The sequence below is a fragment of the Paraburkholderia sp. EG287B genome (assembly GCF_040965595.1).
Classification (GTDB): domain Bacteria; phylum Pseudomonadota; class Gammaproteobacteria; order Burkholderiales; family Burkholderiaceae; genus Paraburkholderia.
The window spans coordinates 259,245-282,419 of sequence record NZ_JBFRCG010000008.1; the positions used below are offsets into that span (position 1 = coordinate 259,245).

The following is a 23,175-nucleotide window of genomic DNA, read 5'->3' on the forward strand; positions in this document are numbered from 1 at the left end:
GCCGCCAATGCCATTTAAGTATTTCAGGTTGACAGCGCTGCGAGGCACCCCGCACACTCGACCCATGCACACTTCCTTCACCCACCTCGTCATCGCAAACACGATGAATCATCCGTGGAAAACCCATACGGGTATTCCACGGGGATGGTGTGCGTACTAGCAGTCTGTCGTCACGCAAATCACAAGCCCCGCCGGCATCGACGGGGCTTTTTGTTTTTCTGGGTGACAGCGCTCCGTTCGTCGGCTCCAAAAACTGGAGAAAACGATGGATGACGCTTTTCAGGCAGCCTCACTGACCGCTTCACAACCCGCTCTGCATGCCGTTGCGGACGCAACCGACCGTTTCGACGATCCGTTGCCCGTCCAGTCTGTCCACTTTGCCGTGCCGCCCATGCGCACGATCACCTGGCGCGTGAATGCGTCGGCCACACTGCGGGTTCAGGTGGCCCAGGTGTGGGTCACGCGCGCCCGCTCGCCCTACGACCACTGGCTGCAACCGGGCGAGACGCTTCGGCTCGAGCGTGGCGAGCGCATCTGGCTCAGCACCGAGGCCGCCTTGCCGGCGCGCGTGAGCATCACGAGCGCCTGGCAGCCGCCGTTTGCGGGCGTGCGGCGCGGTATGGAGCGCCTCGCCGCCTGGCTTGCGCTGCTCACGCTCCGGCGCTCGCGCGAGGCGTGATGTGCGAAGCCCTGGCGCTTGATGCGCTTTGAGGCTAAGCCAGAGCCGCAAACGCCAAAACGCCGGATGCGCCGCCCAACTGGCGCATCCGGCGTCGTCATAAGTCGAAGCACGCGATCAGAACTTGTGCCGCAGCCCGAGGTTCACGATGGTCTGGTTCGACGTGCCCGAGTAACCATACGAGCCGACCGAAGCCTCGGCCGGCATTGAGCCGCCCGTGCCGTTGCCGGTATCGCCGCTCGCATGCTGCCAGGCCGCCGTCATATAGAGGTCGGTGCGCTTCGAGAGGCTGTAATCGGCGCCGAGCGACACCTGGTTGTAATTCGCCGACGTATCGCCATTGGCGTGCGTGTAGCTGTAGCCAATGCCGAGCAGCAGCGCGGGGTTCAGCTGATAGTTCACGAAGCCCTGGCCGGTGTTGTACTTTTGCGTCTCGCGGAACACCGAGCTGCCGTCCGGCGAGTAGCGCGCGTTGCTGTAGCCGAGGCCGAGCGTGAACTGGCCGAGCTGATACTGCGCCGCCGCACGCGCGATGGTGAGCGAGTGTGCCGTAGCGTAGCCGGAGTTGATCGGGCCGTCGAAGGTGCCGTCCGAAGTGCTCGTCCAGCCGCCGGTGCGAATGCCGTTCACGGCCTGGCTGTTGGTCGCGTAGAAGTAGCCGCCCGCCAGTGCGAGCGGACCGTTGGTGTAGTTGACCGCCGCCGAGTACGACTGTTCGGCGCCTGTCGAGCCCGCAATGCCGCCAAACGAGTACATCGCCGCAGCCTGGAGGCCGCTCCAAACGGGCGTGGTGTACTTGACGGCGTTGTTCACGCGGAAGCTGTTGTCGTAGTTGTCGACGTCGCCGGGCGTGGCGAACACGGAGCCGAAATAGTTGTCCGCCGTGATGCCCTGCACGAGGTCGATGAGCGGGTCATACTGCCGCCCGAGCGTGAGCGACCCGTACTGCTCGGCTGTCAAGCCCACGTATGCCTGTCGGCCGAACAGCCTGCCACCCTGCGCGAGCGCGCCGGTGGACGGGTTGAAGCCGCTTTCCAGCTGGAAGATCGCCTTGAGGCCGCCGCCGAGATCTTCGGCGCCCTTCAAACCCCATCGCGAGCCGGAGAGATTGCCGAAGCTGCTGTTGCCGAGCGTCCAGAGGTTTTTGCTGCCGTCGGCGTGATTGACGTAGGTGATCGACGTGTCGATCGTGCCGTACAGCGTCACACTGGTCTGTGCCTGAGCCGTGCCGGCAACCCCGAGCGCGGCCAGCGAAAGGGAAGTCAAGGCTAGTCTTTTCACGTCATTCTCCCGGCGCAGTAAAACAACTCTTGACCAAAGCAGACTAACTCGCCCGTCGCGCATTGTAAAAGGAATAAACAAGCTGTCTCGAATTAGTGACAGCGATTTCAGGAAGCGCCTGACTAACAGCCCAAACATTATCTCCGGCTGCGAAACAATCACGAAGCGCCCGCCTGCAACGCCGGCCACGCAAGGCTTGCGGCGAACCGGCCTGATCGGCGCGTGTTTCAGTATGCGACAAACGCCCGCCCATTACTCACAACTTAACGATTACCTTGCCGTTCAATCCATCTGTTAATCAGGTTCTGCAAACATCAATCACGAAAAGATTATTCCCTAATTAAATCCACTAGTTACGGCGCGCCATCGCGCCGAATTGATCCGCACCCAATAGCGGTTTCTTGCACCGGGGCGTCAACCGGCGGGTAGTCCTATGCGTTTGCTGAGCTTAACTAGTCCTTTCCGAACGATTACGATTCGGCTCGAATTTCCGGTTCGCGCGCGAGGTGCGCGAGAACCGGCCTCGAAAGAACGTAAGCGCAAAACGCGAATAAACACGATGTCACCGCCGGGGAAGCTGTAACAGTCGATACGGCGACATCGCAGAGAGCCACCAGACCGATCCATGTCTCAATCGCATTCTTCGCGCGCGGCGCGCGCCCTCGGGGCGCTGCGCCGCCGTGCCGGTGCCCTGCACCTGCAGCGCTTCGTCGCGCCGGTGTTCGCGCTCGGCATCTGCGCGCTGCTGCTGGTCGTGTTCCAGCACCTCTCGCGCACGGTCGACTACCACTCGGTGATCCGCCAGCTCTGGACGCTCACGCCGGCACAATGGGTCGGCGCGCTCGCCGCCACGGCCGTGAGCTTCGTCGCACTGGTCGGCCGCGACGCCGTGGGCCTGCGGTACCTCGGCGCGCGCGTCTCGCGCGGCGCGCTGTGGGCCGGCGCGATCGCCGGCTCGGCGCTCGGCAACGTCACCGGCTTCGGCGCGCTCACGGGCGGCGCCGTGCGCTGCCGCGTGTATGGCGGCGCGGGCGTCACCGCCGCGCAGATCGGCCGCATGACGGTGTTCACGAGCGTCACGCTCGCCCTCGCCCTCGTGCTCATGACCGCGCTCGGCATGGTGGGCGCCGCCGGCACGCTCTCCGGTCTGCTGCACCTCTCGCCCGACGAGCTGCGCCTGATTGGCGGCGTGGTGCTCGGCTGCGGCGCGGTGATGGTCATCCTTTGCCCCGCAAGCGCGCGCGAGATCGAGCCGTTCGGCCGCGCCTGGCTGCGCTTTGCGGTGCCGGCGCGGCGCGACCTCGTCGCGCAACTGCTGCTGGCCGCGCTCGACGTGGTTGGCGCCGGGCTCGCGCTCTGGTCGGTCATGCCGCATGCGCTCCTCGGCTTCACTGACTTCCTCACTGTGTATTGCGCCGCCATGCTGCTCGGCCTGATCGGCCACACGCCCGGCGGCATCGGCGTGTTCGAAGCCGCAATGGTCTACGCGCTCGGGCCGAGCGTCCCCACGTCGAAGGTGCTTGCCGCATTGCTCGCCTATCGCGCGATCTACTTCGGCGCGCCGCTCGCGCTCGCCGCCGCGGTGCTCGCCGTATTCGAGGGGCGCGCGCTCAAGACCCCGCTCAGCGCCCGCTTTGCGAAGCGCGGCGCCGACGGCGTCTCGCAACTCGCGCCGCTCTTCCTCGCCATCGTGACGTTCGTGACCGGCAGCATGCTCGTGATCTCGGGCGCCACGCCCGCGTTCTCCAAGCGCATCGCGTTGCTGCAAACCATCGTGCCGCTCTGGGTGCTCGAAAGCTCGCAACTGATGGGCAGCCTCTTCGGCGTGTTGCTCCTGTTCGTCGCGCGCGGTCTGCTGCGGCGTCTGGACGCCGCCTGGTGGCTCGCGCTCGTGATCGCCGTGGCCAACCTCGCGCTCTCGCTCGCCAAGGGCCTTGCCTTCGTCGAAGCGGGCGTGCTGGGCGTGCTGATCGTGCTGCTCCTCGGCACGCGCAAGCGCTTCAATCGCCACTCGTCGATGTTCTCCGAACGCTTCACGCCGGCCTGGCTCGCCTCGGTCGGCTGCGTGATCGCGCTCGCCGTGTGGGTGCTGCTGTTCGCGTTCCGCGACGTACAGTACTCGCAAAGCCTCTGGTGGCAATTCGCCTTCCACAGCCGCGCCCCGCGCGCGCTGCGCGCCACGCTCGGCGCCGGCGTGTTCGCCGCCGCGCTCGCGCTGTGGCAACTGCTGCGCCCCGCCGCCGGCCGCTTCGTGATGCCCCCGAGCGAAGACCTCGAAGAGGCCGCGCGTATCGTGCGCGCGCAGGAGCGCAGCGACGCGGGACTCGCGCTGATGGGCGACAAGAGCTTCCTCTTCTCCGCCTCGCGCAAGGCATTCCTCATGTACGCGAAGCGCGGCCGCACATGGGCGGCGCTGCACGATCCGGTCGGCCCACGCGAAGAGTGGCCCGCGCTGATCCGCGAATTCGTCACGCTCGCCCATGCTCACAACGGCCGCGCGGCGTTCTATCAGGTACGCGCCGACGCGCTGCCGCTCTATCTCGACGCCGGCCTCACGCTGATGAAGCTCGGCGAGGAAGCGCGCGTGATGCTGCAGGAATTCGATCTCAGGGGTCCGCAGCGCGCGCATCTGCGCTACGCGCTCAAGCGCGGCGAACGCGACGGTTTTTCGATCGAGCATATCGAGCCCACGCAGATGGGCGCGAGCCTGCCGGTGCTGCGCGCGATCTCCGACGCCTGGCTGCAGGACCGCGAAGCGCGCGAGAAGAGCTTCTCGGTGGCCGCGTTCGACGACGACTATCTCGCCGCGCAGTCCGTGCTGCTCATTCGCCAGAACGGCGAGCCGCTCGCCTTCGTCACCTTCATGACGACCGATCTGAACACCGACGCGACGGTGGGCGTCATGCGCCATCTGCCGGGTGCCTCGCCCTATGCGATGGAGTATCTGTTCACGCAGCTCGCGCTGCATCTGAAGGCCGCCGGCTACCAGTCGCTCTCGCTCGGCATGGCGCCGCTCTCGGGCATGGGCCCCTCACCGCTCGCGTCGTCGTGGCACCGGCTCGCGGGCTTCATCTGGCGCTTCGGCGGCCGTTTCTATAACTTCCGGGGGCTGCGCGGCTTCAAGAACAAGTTCGCGCCGCGCTGGGAACCACGCTATCTGGCCGCCTCGGGCTCGATCAGCGTGTTCATCACCCTCGCCGATCTATCGCTGCTGGCAGGAGGCTGGCGCTCATGACATTCCGTATTCCCAGGCTGCCGCGCATCGCAGGCACGGCAGCGGGCGCCGCTGCGCTCGCGTTTTGCGCGGTTCACGCCAACGCGGCTTCGACGCCCGCCTCGACGCCCGCCTCCGCCGCGACGATGCACGTTTCCGGCGGCCGTTACGGCGAAGTCGCGGTGACGAAACAGGCTGGCGCGATGCGCGGCTTCACCGTGCTGTTCTCGGCGGACAAGCACTGGAGCGCCGCCGACCAGACGCGCGCCGACGCGCTCGCGCAGCATGGCGCGCTCGTCGTGGGCGTGGATACGGAGCGCTATGCGCAGAACCTCACCGCCGTGAAGAACGAGACCTGCCACAAGCTCTACAGTGACGCCGAAGCGCTGAGCCACCAGCTCGAACGCCAGCTGGGCTCCAGCGAGTACTACGCGCCGATCGCCATCGGCAGCGGCGAAGGTGCGCTCATCGCACAGCACATGCTCTCGCAGGCGCCCGCGAACACGATGGCGGGCGCCGTGTCGCTCGATCCGGCCGCGAAGCTCGACGCGCGCTTCGCGCCCTGCGCGGCCGATCCAACGCTCTCGCGCGGCAATGGCCTGCCCGGTTTCTTCGAGCAGGGCGTGACGACGAAAGATGCGCGCGCAACGGGTCCTGGTGCATCGCGCACCTTCGCCCCCGGCGTTGCCGACGCCGACAAGATAGTTGCGCTCACATCGAATCACCTGCGCGTCGTGACGGAAAGCGAAGAGGACGTGTCGGACCTGCCGCTCGTCGAACTGCCCGCGGCGCACCCCACCGACATGCTCGCGGTGGTGATCTCGGGCGACGGCGGCTGGCGCGATCTCGACAAGACGATTGCAGAAGCGCTGCAAAAGCAGGGGATTTCGGTCATCGGCTGGGACGCGCTGCGATACTTCTGGAGCGAAAGGACGCCCGAGCAAACGAGTCACGATCTCGCCCGCGTGCTGAAGACTTACGGCTCGCGCTGGCATGCGCAGCACATCGCGCTGGTGGGCTACTCGTTCGGCGCGGACGTGATGCCGTTCGCCTACAACCGTCTGCCCGACGCGTTGCGCGCGAAGGTGTCGTACATGTCGCTGCTCGGCTTCGCGCCGGACGCCGACTTCCAGATCCGCGTGACGGGCTGGCTCGGCATGCCCGCCAGCGACAAGGCACTGCAGGTGCGCCCGGAACTCGCGAAGGTGCCGCCTTCGATCGTGCAATGCGTGTATGGTGCGGGCGAGAAAGACACGCTGTGTCCGGCGCTCGTGAATACCGGCATCGACGTCGTCAAAACGAACGGCGATCACCACTTCGACGGCGACTACAACGCGCTCGCCGGGAAGATCATTGCGGGGTGGAAGAGGGAGATCGCGGTGCGGGGGTAAGGGAGCGCGTCGCATTTCCAGGTTCGCTTGACGCGAACGGACTTTGGTCGACTATAACGCCGTGCGTCATATGACGCACGGCGTTATGTTTTGGCATGGCGATCCAAAACTTCCATGACAAGGAAACGGCACTCATCTGGTCCGGTGCGCAGTCGCGGCCACGCCCATGACGTCGAAATCGTCGACTACCACTGAGGTGCGGACTATGAAAAAACTCCGAAACGCCATCCCGGCGAAGTGCTGCAGGAGGAATTCCTCACGCCGATGGAGATGAGCCAGAACGCGCTGGCGCGAGCCATGAAAGTACCGCCGCGGCGCATCAACGAAATCGTCATGGCGCGCGCATCGTGACCGCTGACACCGCGCTGCGTCTGTCGATCGTATTCGGCACCGCACCGCGGTTCTGGATGAACCTCCAGAGCGACTACGATCTGGAGGAAGCCGCAGCAAACACCGACCTCTCGGAGCGTCGGCCCCTCGCGGCATAGGCGCCCCGCCCTCACTTCCTCCCCACCAGATACTGCACGCCCTGCGGCCCGTAGCGCTCGGCGTGCGGCAGGTTGGCGGCGAGATGAAACACGTCGCCGGCCTTGTAGAGCCGCTCCTCGTCGCCCACGCGGATGTGCAGTGCGCCCTCGATGACCAGCGCCTTCGCTTCGAATGGATGCGAATGAACCTCCGTGACGCCGGCTTCGCGCGTCACGACGACGGGCTCGGGAAAGCCTTCCTCAGCCAGGCTGCGGATGAATGTTTCGCGCTGCATGATTCGTCTCCTCGATCGGCGGTGTCGACCCGCCGGCAGCCAGTTTGGCACGCTGCACGACCTCGCGTCCTGCCGGGCCGCCAACTTGCGCGCCAAACCGGCGGCCAACCTTTCACTCAAATCAATCTGAAAGGCTTTAGAAACATTTCCCCTTACATTACCAAAAGCTTTCACCTATAACGACATCACATGTCGCGATTTCCGCTATCTCGCGCATGCCTCGGCCCGCCCGGCCTAGCCGGCGGGCTTTTTTTCTGGCTCCGGCCGCATCGGTGGAAAACTTTCAAAAACCATACTCATCAATGCCCGGAGCTAGTAGAAGCCCTGACATGTCTTCCGCTTGACTTCATTGATATATCACATATTGTGTAAACGACTGTCAGCTAAACGACAGGAACCGTGACTGCGATCCGGGCAACCGCCGCGCTTCGCAGATGGCCATTCATTCGAAGAAACCGGAGACACACATGGAGCATCGGCAAGGAGGGGCGGCGCGATTCGCGTCGCCGTGGACGCAACTCGTGCTCGGCGTCATCTGCATGGCAATGATCGCGAACATGCAGTACGGCTGGACGCTGTTCGTCACTCCGATCAACGAGAAGTATCACTGGGGGCGCGCCGCGATTCAGGTCGCGTTCACGATCTTCGTCGTCACCGAAACGTGGCTCGTGCCCGTGGAAGGATGGCTCGTCGACAAGTACGGGCCGCGTCCCGTGGTCGTGGGCGGCGGGCTGTTGTGCGCGATTGCCTGGGTGCTCAATTCGGTCGCCGCGTCGCTGCCCGTGCTCTATATCGCGGCCGCCATCGGCGGGCTCGGTGCGGGCGCCGTCTATGGCACCTGCGTCGGCAACGCGCTCAAATGGTTTCCGAACCGGCGGGGGCTCGCGGCCGGCATCACGGCGGCGGGCTTCGGAGCCGGCTCGGCGGCGACCGTCGTGCCGATCGCCAACATGATCAAGAGCAGCGGATACGAATCCACCTTCCTCTGGTTCGGTCTGGGGCAAGGGATCGTCGTGCTCGTGCTCGGCTTCGCGCTCAGCGCGCCCGCCTCGCACGGCGTCGCGGCAGCGAAACGCGCCATCGGACAAATGGGACACGCGGCGAAGCAGGTCGCGCAGAGTGCGAGCGCCGTCTACAACGCTAGCCCGCGCGAGGTGGTTGCGTCGCCCATCTTCTGGGTGATGTACGCCATGTTCGTGATGATGGCCGCAGGCGGCCTGATGGCGACCGCGCAGCTCGGCCCCATCGCGAAGGACTTCGGCCTGCACGACGCGCCCGTCTCGCTGCTCGGCCTCACGCTGCCTGCGCTCACGTTCGCGCTCACCATCGACCGCGTGCTCAACGGTCTCACGCGGCCCTTCTTCGGCTGGGTATCGGACCGCATCGGCCGCGAGAACACGATGTTCGTCGCGTTCGGCATCGAGGCGATCGGCATCGTGCTGCTCTCGCAATACGGCCACAGCCCGACGGCGTTCGTCGTGCTCACGGGCATCGTGTTCTTCGCATGGGGCGAGATCTACAGCCTTTTTCCCGCCACCTGCGGCGACACCTTCGGTCCAAAGTTCGCCGCGACCAACGCGGGTCTGCTCTACACCGCGAAGGGCACGGCCGCGCTGCTCGTGCCGTTCACGAGTGTGATCACCGCGGCAACCGGCAGCTGGCACTCGGTATTCATGCTCGCCTCGGGCATGGCGGCGGTCTCCGCCCTGCTCGCCGTGTTCGTGCTCAAGCCATTGCGCCAGGCCCATCGGCAAAAGCATGCGGAACCGGCGACCGACTTCCCGTATGGCAGCCCGCTCGTGCAGGACTGAGCCGCCTCATCTCGCGAAACCATAAAAAAACGCCGGCGTGAGCCGGCGTAAAGAGAGACTGCTACAACCCTTTGCTTAGGCGACCACAGGCGCCGCCTTCGCGTCTTCTTCCTGTTCCACCGACGAGCGGATCAGGTAATCGAATGCGCCGAGCGATGCCTTCGCACCTTCGCCCACGGCGATCACGATCTGCTTGAACGGCACGGTCGTCACGTCGCCCGCAGCGAACACGCCCGGCACCGACGTCTGGCCCTTCGCGTCCACTTCGATCTCGCCGTGCTTCGACAGCGCCACCGTGCCCTTGAGGAACTCGGTGTTCGGCACGAGGCCGATCTGCACGAACACGCCTTCGAGTTCGAGATGACGCTTCTCGCCCGACGTGCGTTCGAGAAAAGCGAGACCCGTAACCTTCTGGCCGTCGCCGGAAATCTCCGTGGTTTGCGCATTCACGTGCACCGTGACGTTCGGCAGGCTGCGCAGCTTGCGTTGCAGCACTTCGTCCGCACGCAGTTGCGCGCCGAATTCGAGCAGCGTGACATGGCTCACGATACCGGCCAGGTCGATCGCCGCTTCCACGCCCGAGTTGCCGCCGCCGATCACCGCCACGCGCTTGCCCTTGAAGAGCGGCCCGTCGCAGTGCGGGCAGTAGGCCACGCCCTTGTTCTTGTACTGCTGCTCGCCCGGCACGTCGACATTGCGCCAGCGCGCACCGGTGGCAAGCACCACGCTCTTCGCGCGCAGCGTCGCGCCGCTTTGCGTGCGCACTTCGAAGCCGTTGCCCGTGGGCACGAGCGCATCGGCGCGCTGCAGGTTCATGATGTCGACGTCATAGGCGCGCACGTGCTGCTCCAGCGCCGTGGCGAACTTCGGCCCTTCCGTTTCCGTGACCGAGACGAAATTCTCGATGGCCATCGTGTCGAGCACCTGGCCGCCGAAGCGCTCGGCGAGCACGCCGGTCTTGATGCCCTTGCGCGCCGCGTAGATCGCAGCCGCGGCGCCAGCGGGGCCGCCGCCGACGATGAGCATGTCGAAAACATCCTTCTGGTTCAGCTTCTCGGCGGCACGCGACGAGGCGCCGGTGTCGAGCTTCGCGAGAATCTCTTCCACGCCCATGCGGCCCTGGCCGAACACTTCGCCGTTCAGGTAGATGGTCGGCACGGCCATGATCTGGCGTTTCTCGACTTCGTCCTGATACAGCGCGCCGTCGATGGTGACGATCTGCACGTTCGGGTTGAGCGCAGCCATCGCGTTGATCGACTGCACGACTTCCGGGCAGTTCTGGCACGACAGCGACATATAGACTTCGAACGAGAACGCGCCGTCGAGCGCCTTCACCTGTTCGATGGTGTCGTTCTCGAGCTTGACCGGATGGCCGCCCACCTGGAGCAGCGCCAGCACGAGCGACGTGAATTCGTGGCCCATCGGAATGCCCGCGAACGTGACCTTCACGTCGGAATTCGCGCGCTTGATGTCGAACGAAGGGGTACGCGCGTCGCCGGCTGCGGCGCCACGGCGTTCTTCGTAGGAGATGCGATTCGAGAGCGATGCGATGTCCTGCAGCAGTTGCTGCAGTTCTTGCGACTTCTCGCCATCGTCCAGGTACGCAACGATCTCGATCGACTGCGTGACTTTTTCGAGGTAGCTTTTGAGTTGATCTTTGAGGTTGGCGTCGAGCATGGCTTTTTTTCCGGCTAGAGAAGAAGCGGGGGAATTCTAAGTATTGCCTGGCAATTTCGCCGTTCCGCTTATGGCGTCGAGAGGCGAACAGGGCACCCGGGCCGCGGCCGCGTGGGCGCGGCCCGGGGATACAGCTAGTCAGACTTCGGCGTCATGCGATCAGGGCGATCGCATTTGCACAGCGACGCTTAGATCTTGCCGACGAGGTCGAGCGACGGCTTGAGCGTTTCAGCGCCCGGCGTCCACTTGGCGGGGCAGACTTCGCCCGGGTGTGCTGCCACGTACTGAGCAGCTTGCACCTTGCGCAGCAGTTCCTTGGCGTCACGGCCGATGCCGTTGTCGTGGATTTCGCACAGCTTGATCTCGCCTTCCGGGTTGATCACGAACGTGCCGCGCAGTGCCAGGCCTTCTTCTTCGATCACGACGTCGAAATTGCGCGTGATTGCGCCCGTCGGGTCGCCGACCAGCGGATACTTGATCTTGGCGATCGTGTCCGACGTGTCGTGCCATGCCTTGTGCGTGAAGTGCGTGTCGGTCGACACACCGTAGACTTCAACGCCCAGCTTCTGGAATTCTGCGTACTGGTCAGCCAGGTCGCCGAGTTCCGTCGGGCACACGAAAGTGAAGTCGGCCGGGTAGAACACGACAACCGACCACTTGCCCTTGAGGTTTTCCTCAGAGACCGGAACGAACTTACCGTTGTGGTATGCGGTTGCCTTGAACGGCTTGACTTGCGTGTTGATGAGAGACATGCGTTGTTTCCTCGCTCTGGGTTGGGAAAAGGTATGGACGAAGATTACGGGAACCGCGTCCGTTTGAAAAATTGGTTGCTTTGATCGCGGGTATTAACCCTGCCTATCGGACCCCATAGCGTCCGTCAAAGCCCGCCGGCATGGGGGTTCCGCGCCCGCATCGCGCGGCCCGAGCAACCCTCGGGGCGGTGAGCATACAACGAAACTGCGACAATGCGCCTCACGCGGCGGCGCTGTCATGATGCGTTCACGAAGCTTAAGCGTTAGATGCAGGCGCAACGGCCCTTCTGCAAGGGCCGCAGGCTTGCTGCGTCAAAGCGCCCCACCACGCGCAGTTGCCGCACGCGCCGCCAGCCGCTCGCGCAGGTATTGCGTGAATGCGCGGATCGTCACGGAAGCTTCACGATGCTGCGGGTACAGCGCATGGAGCGCGTTGGGCGGCGGCATGAACGGTTCCAGCACCTCCACCAGCAAGCCCGCATCGACCGATCCCGCCACGATGAAGTCCGGCAGATAGCAGATGCCGAGCCCGGCAATGGCCGCGTCGCGGATCACTTCGCCGTTGTTCGCGCGCAGCGGCCCGTGCACGTCGAAAGGCGTGCGCACGCCGTCGACGATGAATTCCCACGGCGCGCGGCCCTGCTGCCCGTACGGCAGGCAGGCGTGCTGCGCGAGCTCGGCGGGCGTTTGCGGCGCGCGCCGCCGGCGCCGGTAGCCCGGGCTGCAGCAGGCGATCATGCGTACGTCGATGAGCTTTTGCGCGACCAGCGTGGAATCGGCGAGGCGGCCGATCCGCAGCGCCATGTCGAAACCCTCGCCGATCACGTCGACGGTGCGGTCGCTCAGATCCATGTCGAAGCGCACGTCCGGATGCTCGCGCAGAAATTCGGCGACGAGCGGCGAAAGGTGCGCCATGCCGAACGACATCGGCGCGCTCACTTTCAGGAGGCCGCGGGGCTCGCTGCGCCGGTCCGACATGGCCTGCTCGGCCTCCGAGACGTCCGCAAGGATGCGCTTCGCGCGCTCGTAGAAGTCCTGGCCGAGGTCCGTGACCGCCAGCTTGCGCGTGTTGCGCACGAGCAGGCGCGCGCCCAGATCGGCCTCCAGCGCCGCCACGCGCCGGCTCACGAACTGCTTGGAAAGCCGCAGCCGATGGGCTGCCGCCGTAAAATTACCCGCATCTACGGTATTCACGAAGATCCGCATGTCGTCGAGTTGCATTCCGATTGTCCACTTCAATGTGACAGTGAGTCGTATTTTACGTCGATTCAAGTCGATTTGATTGACCTAAAATTCTTTCATCGCAACCAGTCAACTGAATCGAAACGATTCACACAGAGAGACGAAAATGATCGAACTTCGCAAGGCAGACCAACGCGGCCGCGGTGAACATGGCTGGCTCAGCTCGCGTCACACGTTTTCGTTTGCCAACTACTACGATCCGAAGCAAGTGGGCTTCTCGGACCTGCTCGTGATCAACGACGACCGCGTGGCCCCGGCTCGCGGCTTTGGCAAGCACCCGCACCGCGACATGGAAATCTTCTCGTACGTGCTGGAAGGCGCGCTGGAGCACAAGGACTCGATGGGCACGGGCTCGGTGATCGTCCCCGGCGACGTGCAGCTGATGAGCGCCGGCACCGGTGTCGCGCACAGCGAGTTCAACCACTCGGCCGACGAAGGGGTGCACTTCCTGCAGATCTGGATTGCACCGAACGTGAAGGGTGCGCAGCCGCGCTACCAGCAGAAGAACATCGCCGATGAGGAGAAGCGCGGCAAGTTCCGCCTGATCCTCTCGCCCGACGGCGCCGAAGACTCGCTGCTGCTGCGCCAGGACACACGCGTGTATGCCGGCCGCCTCGACGGCGCGGAAACGGCGAAGGTCGAAGTGGGCGCCGACCGCTACGCCTACGTTCACGTGGCGCGCGGCAGCGTGAAGCTGAACGGCGTGGAACTGGGCGAAGGCGATGGCGCGCGCATCCGTTCCGAGCGCGAGTTGAGCTTCAGCGACGGACACGATGCAGAGGTCCTGGTGTTCGATCTGCGTAATATCGAAGTGTCGGAGCTGTGGTCCTGACTTCGGCGTTGCGCCTGAGGTTATGCTGGCGCAGTCCGGCGCGCGGCGGTCCGCTCACTGAGAGCGGCCCGCCGCCCGGCAAAGCGCGAACTGATACGTAGTGAACTGCTTAAAACTTCTTCGGAGAAAAACCATGCGATACAACCTGTTCGGGCCGGGCAACGACGTCGTGCTGCTGGTCTCGCGCATTCTGCTGACTTCCCTGTTCATCCTGTTCGGCTGGTCCAAGATCACCGGCTTTTCGGGCACCGTCGACTACATGGCGCACGTGGGCGCGCCCGTGCCGATGCTGTCGGCCGTCATCGCCGTGATCATGGAGTTCGCGGTCGGCATCCTGCTGCTCGTGGGCTTCTACACGCGGCCGCTCGCCGTGCTGCTCGCGATCTATACCGTTGCGACCGCCTTCATCGGCCATCACTTCTGGACCATGACGGGCGCCGATCAAATGGCGAACATGATCAACTTCTACAAGAACATCAGCATCGCCGGCGGCCTGCTCGCACTCGCGGTAACGGGTCCGGGAGCGATCTCGATCGACAGGAAGTAACGCACGGTTTTTTTGGCTGTAGAAAGGCGCGATGCTGGATGGCATCGCGCCTTTTTTGCATGCGTGAGAATTTGATCAAATTCGCTATCGCGCGAGCGGATCTGCGCTGCTCGTGGATCTGATCGAAACGGTGTGGCTCCAGGTGGGCCCGATCTCGAACCTGCTGTTCGACGACGCCGACTTCACGCGCACGCTCGACGATGCGCACGAAGGCCTCATGCACCGGCTCAAGCGCCGCGACGCGCAAGGCGCGCGGCGCGCCGTCGAGCGCGACCTGCGCCACGCGGCGAAGCCGTTGCGCATGCATTGCCTGCCCGACGATCCGCACACGGCAAACACGGCTTGATATGCTTGGCAGCGCGCCCGCCTGGCCTCACGTTTTCCTTACGACCGATCACGCGCAATGCACGACCCACAAGACAACCTCTACGCCTATCTCACTTCACTCCAGCAATCGGCGCTGGGCGCGCTCAAGCGCCTGCCGCTCAGGAGCCGCGCCGCGCAAGGCACGCTCATGGCGCTGCGCGCCGTCTGCGCGGCAGGTCTCGCGTACAGCATCGGCCGCGCGCTCCACACCGAACAGGCGTTCTGGGCCGCGATCACGGCGATTGCCGTGACCCAGCACGATTACGCCGATACGCTCGCGCAGTCGCGCGACCAGTTCATCGGCGCGATTGCGGGCGGCGCGGTGGGGCTCGCAACGGCGGCGTTCGGCCCGGAAAATCTCGCGGCCTACCTCGTCGCCGTGAGCGTGGTGATCATCGGCTGCTGGTGCCTTAGCGTGAGCACCGCCGCGCGACTGGGCGCGATCACCACCACCATCGTGCTGCTCGTGCCCATGAACGGGCCGGTGTGGGACGTCGCGCTCTTTCGCGTGGCGCAGGTCGCCATCGGCATGGCCTGCGCGGTGCCGGTCAGCTGGCTGTTTTCGTATGTCGAACGGCGCTGGCTGCAGTTGTGAGCGGCTTCTCTCAACGCCTGCGAAATAAACCATCTCCGTGCGCTCAGGAATCCGGGCCGCATTAGCGGCGATAATCAGTCCCGCTGTGCGGCGCAGGTTGCCGGGGGCGAAATCTGCGGCGCGTGCGCACAGCCGCCGCGCAAATGCCCCCGTCGATGCGAAATCGTGCGAAACTCCCCCGCCGCGCTCTGCCGCCGTCATGCCGATGATGGCGATTTTTCGGGGCGCAATCGAGACTGCAACCCACGCCGCCGCAAGATCACCCTATGAACACCACCACCCGTCCCGCCGCTTCGAACACCAAGTCCAGCAAGTCCATCTCGCTCCTGCAAATGCTCGCGCTGATCGGCGCTGTCGGCATCGCGGCCTCGCTGCTGTTCCGCTACTTCCTGTAAGCGCAGCGCGTCCGGGGCATCAAGCCAACCGTTTTCGCTTATGTACAAGAAAGGCGTCGCCCTCGAAATCCAGTTCTCGCCCGAACGCCTGAATGACGGCGCAGGCGACCCGTACTGGATCGACCTCACCACCGACGAAGCCGCCGCGCTGCTCGCCACGCTGCAAAGCAAGCTCGCTGAACGCGAGAGCACCGCAGCGCCGCTCGTCGTCGCGCTCGACAGCCCGCCCGAAGGCGCCGCGCTCGAGGCACCCGCAAGCGCCTCGACGGCTGCGTCCAGCGCCGACGACGGCCTCAAGCAATGGGTCTGCGTGATCTGCGGCTGGGTGTACGACGAAGCCGCAGGCGCCCCCGACGACGGCCTCGCTCCCGGCACCCGCTGGGCCGACGTGCCCGACGACTGGCGCTGCCCGCTCTGCGACGTGGGCAAGGAAGACTTCGCGCTCGTCGAGTTCTGACGCGCGCAGTCAAAGGCGCGCGGCGCTCATGCGCCCACGCGCCCGAGTGGCTCGTAGAAGAGCGCAAACAACTCCGACTGCGAACTCACGCCGAGCTTCGCGTAAATATGCTTCTTGTGCGCACGCACGGTCTCGAACGAAATTTCGAGCCGCTCCGCAATCGCACGCGTGGAAAAGCCGCTCAGGCTCAAACGCACCACTTCGATCTCGCGCGCGGTGAGCGCCACGCGTCCGCTTTGCTGCGTGACCGCCTCGATGCGGCTGGCGAAGCCCGCCTCGCTCAACTGCCCCTGCTGCGCCGCGCTGTCGACTTCGGCCACATCCGACGCGACCGCCTCGGCGACACCCTCGGCAAACGTCTCATACGCGAGCCGCTGCTTCATGAGCGCGACCACCCACGGCGCGAACATCGCGAACAGCGCAATATCGCGCTCCGTGTAATGGTGCTTTGCGCCTAGCGAGAAAATCAGCGTGCGCGCTTCGTCGAGCGGCACGTTGAACTGCACTTCGTCGCCGATGATGTTGCTCTTGAAGTAGCGCTGGTAATAGTCCGTCATGCTGAAATTGTCGGGCGCGACTTCGGCGAGCGTGACGAGCCCCGCGCGCGGCTTCTCGCTCGCGTTCAGATAGAACGGATCGAGCAGGTACATCCCCTCCAGATACGCACGGAACAACAGATCCACGGTGCCGTCGGGCATAGGCGACTCGGCGCATACGAGCGGCGCGCGGTCGCGCCGGAAGACGAGCGCAACCCAGTTGTCGAACGCGACGAAGCGCTCGACCACACGCGTCATGCGGGTCCAGAAGTCGGGGCCGTCGAGGGCGTCGATCAGCGTCGCGATATGGTGATGGAACGCACGGTCCTGCCAGTCCAGTTCCATGAGGGGCTCCATGGGTCCTCCGATCAGGGTACCCCTGCAGGGTAATTTCTCGACAAAAATAACGTGGAGATAATAGCCGCTCCAGACGCCCACGCGGTGCTTTACGTAATACATAAGGAAGGAGACAGGCATGCAACTCGAACTCGCGCAGATCCCGGTCGTGGACGGCGCAGTCGCTCCCAACCTCTCCCGCGTACTCGACGCTACGGCCAAACGCCGCGCAGGCAGCGATCTCATCGTCTTCCCCGAAGCCACGCTCACGGGCTTTCCCACCCGCGAAAACGTGCGCGACGTGGCCGAATCGCTCGACGGTCCGTCTTTGAGCAAAGTGCGTGACGCCGCGCGCGCTGCCAACATCGGCGTGGCGGTCGGCCTCGCCGAGCGCGACGGCGACCGCTTCTACAACACGACCGTCCTGATCGACGAACACGGCGACATCGCGCTGCGTTACCGCAAGACGCATCTGTGGGCCACGGACGTGGGCGTGTTCACGCCCGGCGACCGCTTCGAGGTGTGCGAATACAAGGGCACGACCGTTGGCCTCTTGATCTGCTACGACATCGAGTTTCCCGAAACAGCGCGGGCCGTGGCCTCGCTCGGCGCGGAAATGCTCGTCGTCACGAACGGCAATATGGATCCATTCGGCCCCGTGCATCGCCGCGCGATCGTTGCGCGCGCCATGGAGAACCAGATGTTCGCCGCGCTCGTGAACCGCACCGGCGACGGCGACGACAACCTCACGTTCCCCGGCGAAACGGCGCTCGTGAGCCCGTTCGGCGACGTGCTCTGCGAGTTGAAGAACGAAGACGCGGTGCTGCACGCGAAGGTGGATCGCGCGCTGCTCGCCCAAAGCCGCGAACACTACAGCTATCTGCACGACGCACGCATTGCGCTCAATCTCGCGGACGAGAACGACGCGCAAGGCCGTCGCTCGCTCAGTATCCGGCCGCGCACGCGCTAATGGCCTTAGCAGCGTCAAGCAGCAAAACCCGGTAACAAGCCCGGCAACCAGCGATCCGGCAAGCCGCCCTGCGCGGCGCGCCAGGCTCGCCCATGCCTGCCAGAACCGCAGCACCCAGGAGACAACTGCATCATGAAGCCTGCCTCGCCGTCGCATGAACGCGGCACTCAAGAACCTCACCTGAAGCGCACGCTCGGCCTGCCGTCCGTGCTCCTGTTCGGCCTCGCCTATATGGCGCCGCTGATCGTCTACGGCACCTACGGCGTGCTCGCCGGCGCGAGCCAGGACACCGCCGCCCTCGCGTATCTCATCGCGCTCGTCGCAATCGTGTTCACGGCGCTCAGCTACGGCAAGCTCGCGCGCCTTTTCCCGGTCGCGGGTTCGGCCTACACCTACACGCGCAAGAGCTTCAATTCGCACCTGGGCTTTATGATCGGCTGGGCCACACTGCTCGATTACTTCTTCCTGCCGATGGTGATCTGGCTGATCGGCGCAGCGTATCTTGGCGCGGCGTTCCCGAGCGTGCCTACGTGGATCTGGATCGTCGCGTTCATCGTGCTCACGAGTGCGCTGAACGTCGTCGGCATCGAACTCGCGGCGCGTTTCAACATCGTGCTGATGATCGTGCAGCTCGGCATTGCGGCCATGTTCGTAGTCCTGTGCTTGCACTACGCCTCCGCGGCCGCGGGCCCGGGCGGCCTGATCACGGCGCAGCCGTTCTTCCAGCCGCACGTGCCGCTCTCGGCCACGATGGCGGGCGCCGCGATCGCCGCGTATTCGTACCTCGGCTTCGACGCCGTTTCCACGCTCACCGAGGAAACCATCGAACCGGAAAAGACCATTCCGCGCGCCATCGTGCTGATCGCGCTGGTGGGCGGCGCGATCTTCGTGATCGCCGCGTACACGCTGCAGCTCGCGCATCCGGGCGCGGTCTTCAAGGACCCCGATTCGGCCGCGTTCGAAATCGCGCGCAAGGTAGGCGGCGATATCTTCGTGACGATTTTCCTCGCGGGCCTGATCCTCGCGCAGTTCGCCTCGGGCATCTCCGCGCAGGCCAGCGTGGGGCGTCTGCTCTATGCGATGGGCCGCGATGAAGTGCTGCCGAAGTCGATCTTCGGCTACATCCACCCGCGCTTTCGCACGCCTGCGATCAACATTGCGATTGCCGGTGTCGTCGGGTTGATCGCGCTGAAACTCGACGTGGCCACCTCCACCTCGTTCATCAACTTCGGCGCGTTCCTCGCGTTCACTTCGGTGAACCTGTGCGTGATCCGCCAGTACTTCAGCGGCGCTGCGGGCACGCGTGGCTTCGGGTTGCTCGGTGGCGTGGTGTTCCCGCTGATCGGCGCCGTGACCGACATCTGGCTGCTGTGCAGCCTCGAAAAGACCGCCATCGTGCTCGGCGTGGTCTGGTTCGTACTCGGCCTCGTGTACCTCGGCTGGATCACGCGGTGCTTCCGCCAGGCGCCGCCGGAAATGGCGGTGTAAGCGCAGCGCTCCACACGTAAGTTTGCTGCGAAGAAAACGGCGAGCGTCCCTCACGGGGCGCTCGCCGTTTTTCCATCCTGTAAAGCAAAAAGAAACGCTTAGTTATCCAGACCAGCCAGCCGCGCCGCGGCCATCACCTCGCGTTTGGTATCGAGAATATGCCGCTCGATCAGCGCCACCACTTCATCCACGGCGCGCCGCTTGCAGGCGTCGACGATCGCGTAGTGATCGCTTTGCACCTCGTTCTTCTCCGTATCGAGCGACATGCGCAGATGCGGATATCGATTCGTCGTGCTCAGGCAGTACTCCTCGATCATCTTGCGCAGACGCGCGTTATTCGCTGGCGCGCACAGCGCCAGATGGAACTGGCGGTTGCATTCGGCCCACTCCGCGGGTGACGAAGCGGCGTCGTACGCCGCGAGAATGCGCTTCATCACGTCGATGTCGCCGGCCACCATGTTCGGCACCGCGAGCTTCGCCGCGTAGGTCTCCAGCGCCGCGCGAATGTCGAGCAGCTCGCAGATCTCCTGCGTGGACATGGCGATCACCACCGCGCCGCGATTGAGCTGGTAGCTCACGAGCCCTTCGGCCTCGAGCTGGCGCAGCGCCTCGCGCACGGGAATGCGGCTCGCGCCGAAGCGCTCCGCCAGGCTCTCCTGGCGCAGCTGCGCACCGGGCGGCAGTACGCCGCGCAGGATCTCGTCGCGCAGCTGGTCGCGGATCGTTTGAGGCAGCGATCGCTGGTCTTCCTTGGCCTGCACTGTCGTCATGAGCTCGTGGGCGCCGGACGGACGAACGCCGTCCGACGAAAAAGTGTTGTCGTCAATATTTTTGCCTGCCAGAATTGGATACAATCCAATCACTTCTGGATATTTATGCTGACAGTACGGATCCGCCAGCCATTCCCACTGTGCCGTTTCCTTCTCTGGAGACTGTAGAGGTTTCTGTAAGCATCTGAAAACCAAGCAATTTTAGCGTATCCACCGGGCCGTCCCCGGGGCTGTTGCGTGCGCAACGGCTTCGCCCGGCAAACCGCCATCCGGCGGCCGGTTCCTTTTGCTTCACCCCTGCGCAAAAAGGCACGCCGCGCGCTCCGAACGCGGTGCGGGCCCGGCTGCGCCCATGAAAAACGTAGACCACTGAGGAGAGAACCAGAATGAACCCAAGCAAACCCCATCTGCGCCTGCGCGCGCCCGTTGTGCTTGCCGCTGTCGCGGCCCTGTGGAGCGCCGGCGCGCTCGCCCAGGCCACCGACGTCAAGATCGGCTTCGCCGCCCCGCTCACGGGCGGCCAGGCTCACTACGGCGCGGACTTCCGCAGCGGCGTGCAAATGGCGATCGACGACGAGAACGCCACGAACCCGACCATCGGCGGCAAGCCGGTGCGCTTCGTGCTCGACGCCTACGACGACCAGGCCGACCCGCGCACCGGCACGACCGTCGCGCAGAAGCTCGTGGACGACGGCGTTGCGGCCGTGATCGGCCACTTCAACTCGGGCACCAGCATTCCCGCCTCGCCGATCTACGCGAAGGCCGGCATTCCCGAAATCGCCACGGCCACCGCGCCCAGCTATACGCGCCAGGGGCTGCCCACCACGTTCCGCCTCGTCACGTCCGACGCGCAGCAAGGCAGCGTGCTCGGCGAGTACGTCGTGAAGGACTTGAAGTTCAAGCGTTTCGCCGTGATCGACGACCGCACGGCCTACGGTCAAGGCGTGGCCGAAGAGTTCGCCAAGGCCGTGAAGGCAGCGGGCGGCACGGTGGTCGCGCAGGAATTCACCAACGACAAGGCCGTGGACTTCCGCTCGATCCTCACGCACATCAAGTCGGCCGACGCCGACGCGATCTTCTACGGCGGCGCCGACACCCAGGCCGCGCCGATGCTCAAGCAAATGAAGTCGCTCGCGATCAAGGCCACGCTGATCGGCCCCGACATGATGCACTCGGACGAACTCATCAAGATCGCCGGTCCGGCGGCCGATGGCGCGCTCGCTTCGTCGGGCGGCAGCCCGCTCGACCAGATGCCGGGCGGCAAGCGCTACGTCGAGCGCTACACCAAGCGCTTCAACAAGCCGGTCGAACTGTACTCGCCGTACGCGTACGACGGCACGCGCGCCGTGTTTGCCGCCATGAAGAAGGCGAACTCGACCGATCCGCACATCTACCTCGCTTCGCTCAAGACCACCAACATGAAGGGCGTGACCACGAACGAGCTGGCCTACGACCAGTACGGCGACCTCAAATACGGCGGCGTGACGGTCTACAAGGTCGTGAACGGCAAGTGGCAGCCGCTCACGACGGTCGGCACGAAGTAAGTCGACGGAACGAACCGATGAAGTGAGCCCACACTGACGCCGCGTTGCGGGCGCGGCGGCCAGTGTGGCCCGACGATTTAGCGCACTGCGCACAGGAACAGCCGGCGGTACCCGGCTGCGGCGCACGCCAGCGAGTGCTCTTCTCCGCTCGCTGTCCCGGGCGCCGGGTTGGCACGGGCTTTCGCGTTGGGCGGAAGCCCGTTTTTTTTCGTCATGTGGGATGTAAGCTTCGGGACGCCTTCGTCCGGCTTTCGAAATCCCTCGAAAAAACGAGCGTTCGGTCGTGCGCAGCGGAACCGAACTACAATGCATGCCGTCCGATGCAATGCCGCATTGCTGCCCTGTTTGCCCCGAACATGTCCCGTTTTTTGAAAGTTGTCCCTCGTTTGCCCGTCCCGCTTCGCAGCGCCGCCCTCGCCGTCGTCTCGGTGACGCTGGCTGCTGCGCTCGGCGCGTGCTCGTCGCCCAAGCCCAAGTTCCAGGAAGATCAGCTGCTGAGCACGGCGCCGAGCCAGTTCTCGCGCAGCTTCAACTACGCGAGCACTGACGCCTGCGAGTCGTCGCGCCGCGCGCTGCTGAGCCAGGGCTACATGACGACGATGACGCGCAACGACACCGTCGACGCCACGAAGAATTTCCAGCCGACGATGGATCAGCACATCGTCGTGGAGGTGCACGTCGTCTGCACGCCGGGCGACGCGAGCAATACCAGCATGGTGTACGTGAACGCCGTGCAGAACGGCTACGCGCTCAAGAAGAGCGATACCTCGGCGAGCGTCGGGCTCTCGATCCTGGGGTCGGTTTCGCTGCCGATCCGCTCGAACAGCGACGAAATGGTGAAGATTTCGAGCGAGACGATCCAGTCGGGCCCGTTTTACTCGCGCTTCTTCGATCTGGTGGGGCGCTATTTGAGCGCTTCGGCGCGCAGCGAGCCTGTGCCGGGCGTTGGCGCGATCAAGATTTCGCCGTTGCCGCCGCCCATTGAGCCGGTCACGGCAAGCGCCGCGCCCGCCGCGACCACGGTCGGGTCGGCTGCGCCGGCAGCCGCCGCGGCGGCTGCGGCGACGGGCGCGGCGGTGTTGCATGGCAGCACACTGCCTGCCGCGCCGGTTGTGACAGCGCCACCGGCTGCGCCCGCGTCTGCGCCGGCGCCTGCCACGGCGGCACCGGCACCCGCCGCCTCTGCGCCGGGCGCATCCGCACCGGTCGACCACGGCGCTGCGGCTGCGGCGGCGATCATGGGCGTGCCGGCGCCGGCTGCGGCAAACCCGCAGGCTGCGGGGCTCGCGACGAGTGTGACCACTCACAATGCGGCGATGCCCGCGGCGGCGTCTGCGGCCGTGGCGGCGTCGGCTAGCGTAGCGGCGGCACAAACGCTCGCGTCGGCCTCCGGCACCCAGAGCGTGGCAGCGGACTCGGCAACGCCATCAGCTGCCGCCGCCACGTCGACTGCAGCGCCGGCCGCATCGCCCCCCTCGCCTTAAGCGCCGCCGCGCGCCAAACCGGCGTCAGGCCAGCCGGCTCGCGCA

Annotated in this window: 21 protein-coding genes and 1 pseudogene; 15 read left to right on the plus strand and 7 right to left on the minus strand. The window is 65.0% G+C overall.

The features are described 5' to 3' along the window. Positions 1–265 precede the first annotated feature (265 nt). A complete protein-coding gene (locus tag AB4Y40_RS16530; protein WP_368688625.1) occupies positions 266–679 on the plus strand; it encodes a DUF2917 domain-containing protein in 414 nt (137 codons plus the stop codon). Positions 680–796: 117 nt separating this feature from the next. On the opposite strand, the gene AB4Y40_RS16535 is transcribed toward AB4Y40_RS16530, so the two are convergent. Further along, positions 797–1,960 (minus strand): porin, encoded by a 1,164-nt coding sequence (locus tag AB4Y40_RS16535; protein ID WP_368688626.1) that lies wholly within the window; start codon positions 1,958–1,960, stop codon positions 797–799. 625 nt (positions 1,961–2,585) lie between these two features. Here AB4Y40_RS16535 and mprF point away from each other — a divergent pair. From mprF to AB4Y40_RS16550, 3 genes and pseudogenes are all read left to right on the plus strand, one after another. Then, on the plus strand, positions 2,586–5,195 hold the full coding sequence (gene mprF, locus AB4Y40_RS16540; protein ID WP_368688627.1) for a bifunctional lysylphosphatidylglycerol flippase/synthetase MprF: 2,610 nt from the start codon (positions 2,586–2,588) through the stop codon (positions 5,193–5,195). Further along, the gene (locus AB4Y40_RS16545; protein ID WP_368688628.1) at positions 5,192–6,565 is read left to right on the plus strand and encodes a virulence factor family protein; all 1,374 of its coding nucleotides are present in this window, start codon (positions 5,192–5,194) and stop codon (positions 6,563–6,565) included. The genes mprF and AB4Y40_RS16545 overlap by 4 nt, the downstream gene beginning before the upstream one ends. 264 nt (positions 6,566–6,829) lie before the next feature. After that, positions 6,830–7,053, plus strand: a pseudogene (locus AB4Y40_RS16550) (HigA family addiction module antitoxin). 11 nt (positions 7,054–7,064) lie between these two features. Here the strand turns inward: AB4Y40_RS16550 and AB4Y40_RS16555 are convergent. Beyond that, complete coding sequence (locus tag AB4Y40_RS16555) at positions 7,065–7,328, minus strand: cupin domain-containing protein (RefSeq protein WP_368688629.1); 264 nt, start codon at positions 7,326–7,328, stop codon at positions 7,065–7,067. A 467-nt stretch (positions 7,329–7,795) separates the two neighbouring features. Here AB4Y40_RS16555 and oxlT point away from each other — a divergent pair, with 467 nt between their 5' ends. After that, positions 7,796–9,139, plus strand: coding sequence for an oxalate/formate MFS antiporter (gene oxlT, locus AB4Y40_RS16560; RefSeq protein ID WP_368688630.1), 1,344 nt, complete (start codon positions 7,796–7,798; stop codon positions 9,137–9,139). Positions 9,140–9,214: 75 nt separating this feature from the next. Here oxlT and ahpF read toward each other — a convergent pair whose 3' ends face one another. The 3 genes from ahpF to AB4Y40_RS16575 all read right to left on the minus strand — a co-directional run bounded on the left by ahpF (position 9,215) and on the right by AB4Y40_RS16575 (position 12,789). Further along, positions 9,215–10,816: an alkyl hydroperoxide reductase subunit F gene (ahpF, locus tag AB4Y40_RS16565; protein ID WP_368688631.1), complete on the minus strand. Its 1,602-nt coding sequence runs from the start codon at positions 10,814–10,816 to the stop codon at positions 9,215–9,217. A 188-nt stretch (positions 10,817–11,004) separates the two neighbouring features. Continuing rightward, positions 11,005–11,568 (minus strand): alkyl hydroperoxide reductase subunit C, encoded by a 564-nt coding sequence (gene ahpC / locus AB4Y40_RS16570; protein WP_368688632.1) that lies wholly within the window; start codon positions 11,566–11,568, stop codon positions 11,005–11,007. Positions 11,569–11,880: 312 nt separating this feature from the next. Then, positions 11,881–12,789 carry a LysR family transcriptional regulator gene (locus AB4Y40_RS16575; protein ID WP_368688633.1) on the minus strand — a complete coding sequence of 303 codons (909 nt, stop codon included), beginning with the start codon at positions 12,787–12,789 and terminating at the stop codon, positions 11,881–11,883. A 127-nt stretch (positions 12,790–12,916) separates the two neighbouring features. On the opposite strand from AB4Y40_RS16575, the gene AB4Y40_RS16580 reads away from it, so the two are divergent. The 6 genes from AB4Y40_RS16580 (at position 12,917) to AB4Y40_RS16605 (ending at position 16,002) form a co-directional block, all read left to right on the plus strand. Beyond that, a complete protein-coding gene (locus AB4Y40_RS16580) occupies positions 12,917–13,642 on the plus strand; it encodes a pirin family protein (RefSeq protein WP_342919069.1) in 726 nt (241 codons plus the stop codon). A 133-nt stretch (positions 13,643–13,775) separates the two neighbouring features. Then, positions 13,776–14,189 carry a DoxX family protein gene (locus AB4Y40_RS16585; RefSeq protein WP_042268447.1) on the plus strand — a complete coding sequence of 138 codons (414 nt, stop codon included), beginning with the start codon at positions 13,776–13,778 and terminating at the stop codon, positions 14,187–14,189. Positions 14,190–14,268: 79 nt separating this feature from the next. Further along, a complete protein-coding gene (locus tag AB4Y40_RS16590; RefSeq protein ID WP_368688727.1) occupies positions 14,269–14,535 on the plus strand; it encodes an FCD domain-containing protein in 267 nt (88 codons plus the stop codon). 57 nt (positions 14,536–14,592) lie between these two features. Then, positions 14,593–15,150 carry an FUSC family protein gene (locus AB4Y40_RS16595; RefSeq protein WP_342919072.1) on the plus strand — a complete coding sequence of 186 codons (558 nt, stop codon included), beginning with the start codon at positions 14,593–14,595 and terminating at the stop codon, positions 15,148–15,150. 266 nt (positions 15,151–15,416) lie between these two features. Continuing rightward, a complete protein-coding gene (locus tag AB4Y40_RS16600) occupies positions 15,417–15,545 on the plus strand; it encodes a hypothetical protein (protein ID WP_368688634.1) in 129 nt (42 codons plus the stop codon). 40 nt (positions 15,546–15,585) lie between these two features. Next, a complete protein-coding gene (locus AB4Y40_RS16605) occupies positions 15,586–16,002 on the plus strand; it encodes a rubredoxin (protein WP_368688635.1) in 417 nt (138 codons plus the stop codon). Between the two features lie 26 nt (positions 16,003–16,028). On the opposite strand, the gene AB4Y40_RS16610 is transcribed toward AB4Y40_RS16605, so the two are convergent. Next, the gene (locus tag AB4Y40_RS16610; protein ID WP_368688728.1) at positions 16,029–16,883 is read right to left on the minus strand and encodes a response regulator transcription factor; all 855 of its coding nucleotides are present in this window, start codon (positions 16,881–16,883) and stop codon (positions 16,029–16,031) included. Between the two features lie 130 nt (positions 16,884–17,013). On the opposite strand from AB4Y40_RS16610, the gene AB4Y40_RS16615 reads away from it, so the two are divergent. Continuing rightward, complete coding sequence (locus AB4Y40_RS16615; protein WP_368688636.1) at positions 17,014–17,844, plus strand: carbon-nitrogen hydrolase family protein; 831 nt, start codon at positions 17,014–17,016, stop codon at positions 17,842–17,844. Positions 17,845–17,976: 132 nt separating this feature from the next. Beyond that, positions 17,977–19,332, plus strand: a complete 1,356-nt coding sequence (locus AB4Y40_RS16620; RefSeq protein ID WP_368688637.1) for an APC family permease — start codon at positions 17,977–17,979, stop codon at positions 19,330–19,332. A 98-nt stretch (positions 19,333–19,430) separates the two neighbouring features. Here the strand turns inward: AB4Y40_RS16620 and AB4Y40_RS16625 are convergent, their stop codons facing one another. Further along, the gene (locus tag AB4Y40_RS16625; RefSeq protein WP_368688638.1) at positions 19,431–20,102 is read right to left on the minus strand and encodes a GntR family transcriptional regulator; all 672 of its coding nucleotides are present in this window, start codon (positions 20,100–20,102) and stop codon (positions 19,431–19,433) included. 386 nt (positions 20,103–20,488) lie between these two features. On the opposite strand from AB4Y40_RS16625, the gene AB4Y40_RS16630 reads away from it, so the two are divergent. After that, positions 20,489–21,646 (plus strand): branched-chain amino acid ABC transporter substrate-binding protein, encoded by a 1,158-nt coding sequence (locus AB4Y40_RS16630; protein WP_368688639.1) that lies wholly within the window; start codon positions 20,489–20,491, stop codon positions 21,644–21,646. A gap of 386 nt (positions 21,647–22,032) precedes the next feature. Then, positions 22,033–23,130 (plus strand): DUF2242 domain-containing protein, encoded by a 1,098-nt coding sequence (locus AB4Y40_RS16635; RefSeq protein ID WP_368688640.1) that lies wholly within the window; start codon positions 22,033–22,035, stop codon positions 23,128–23,130. The last annotated feature ends 45 nt before the right edge of the window (positions 23,131–23,175 follow it).

Bases quoted from the DNA above. Each gene is read 5' to 3' on its own strand.
- AB4Y40_RS16530 (WP_368688625.1), top strand. From the start codon at position 266: ATGGATGACGCTTTTCAGGCAGCCTCACTGACCGCTTCACAACCCGCT.
- mprF (WP_368688627.1), top strand. From the start codon at position 2,586: ATGTCTCAATCGCATTCTTCGCGCGCGGCGCGCGCCCTCGGGGCGCTG.
- AB4Y40_RS16545 (WP_368688628.1), top strand. From the start codon at position 5,192: ATGACATTCCGTATTCCCAGGCTGCCGCGCATCGCAGGCACGGCAGCG.
- AB4Y40_RS16555 (WP_368688629.1), bottom strand. From the start codon at position 7,328: ATGCAGCGCGAAACATTCATCCGCAGCCTGGCTGAGGAAGGCTTTCCC.
- oxlT (WP_368688630.1), top strand. From the start codon at position 7,796: ATGGAGCATCGGCAAGGAGGGGCGGCGCGATTCGCGTCGCCGTGGACG.
- ahpF (WP_368688631.1), bottom strand. From the start codon at position 10,816: ATGCTCGACGCCAACCTCAAAGATCAACTCAAAAGCTACCTCGAAAAA.
- ahpC (WP_368688632.1), bottom strand. From the start codon at position 11,568: ATGTCTCTCATCAACACGCAAGTCAAGCCGTTCAAGGCAACCGCATAC.
- AB4Y40_RS16575 (WP_368688633.1), bottom strand. From the start codon at position 12,789: ATGCAACTCGACGACATGCGGATCTTCGTGAATACCGTAGATGCGGGT.
- AB4Y40_RS16580 (WP_342919069.1), top strand. From the start codon at position 12,917: ATGATCGAACTTCGCAAGGCAGACCAACGCGGCCGCGGTGAACATGGC.
- AB4Y40_RS16585 (WP_042268447.1), top strand. From the start codon at position 13,776: ATGCGATACAACCTGTTCGGGCCGGGCAACGACGTCGTGCTGCTGGTC.
- AB4Y40_RS16595 (WP_342919072.1), top strand. From the start codon at position 14,593: ATGCACGACCCACAAGACAACCTCTACGCCTATCTCACTTCACTCCAG.
- AB4Y40_RS16600 (WP_368688634.1), top strand. From the start codon at position 15,417: ATGAACACCACCACCCGTCCCGCCGCTTCGAACACCAAGTCCAGCAAG.
- AB4Y40_RS16605 (WP_368688635.1), top strand. From the start codon at position 15,586: ATGTACAAGAAAGGCGTCGCCCTCGAAATCCAGTTCTCGCCCGAACGC.
- AB4Y40_RS16610 (WP_368688728.1), bottom strand. From the start codon at position 16,883: ATGGAACTGGACTGGCAGGACCGTGCGTTCCATCACCATATCGCGACG.
- AB4Y40_RS16615 (WP_368688636.1), top strand. From the start codon at position 17,014: ATGCAACTCGAACTCGCGCAGATCCCGGTCGTGGACGGCGCAGTCGCT.
- AB4Y40_RS16620 (WP_368688637.1), top strand. From the start codon at position 17,977: ATGAAGCCTGCCTCGCCGTCGCATGAACGCGGCACTCAAGAACCTCAC.
- AB4Y40_RS16625 (WP_368688638.1), bottom strand. From the start codon at position 20,102: ATGACGACAGTGCAGGCCAAGGAAGACCAGCGATCGCTGCCTCAAACG.
- AB4Y40_RS16630 (WP_368688639.1), top strand. From the start codon at position 20,489: ATGAACCCAAGCAAACCCCATCTGCGCCTGCGCGCGCCCGTTGTGCTT.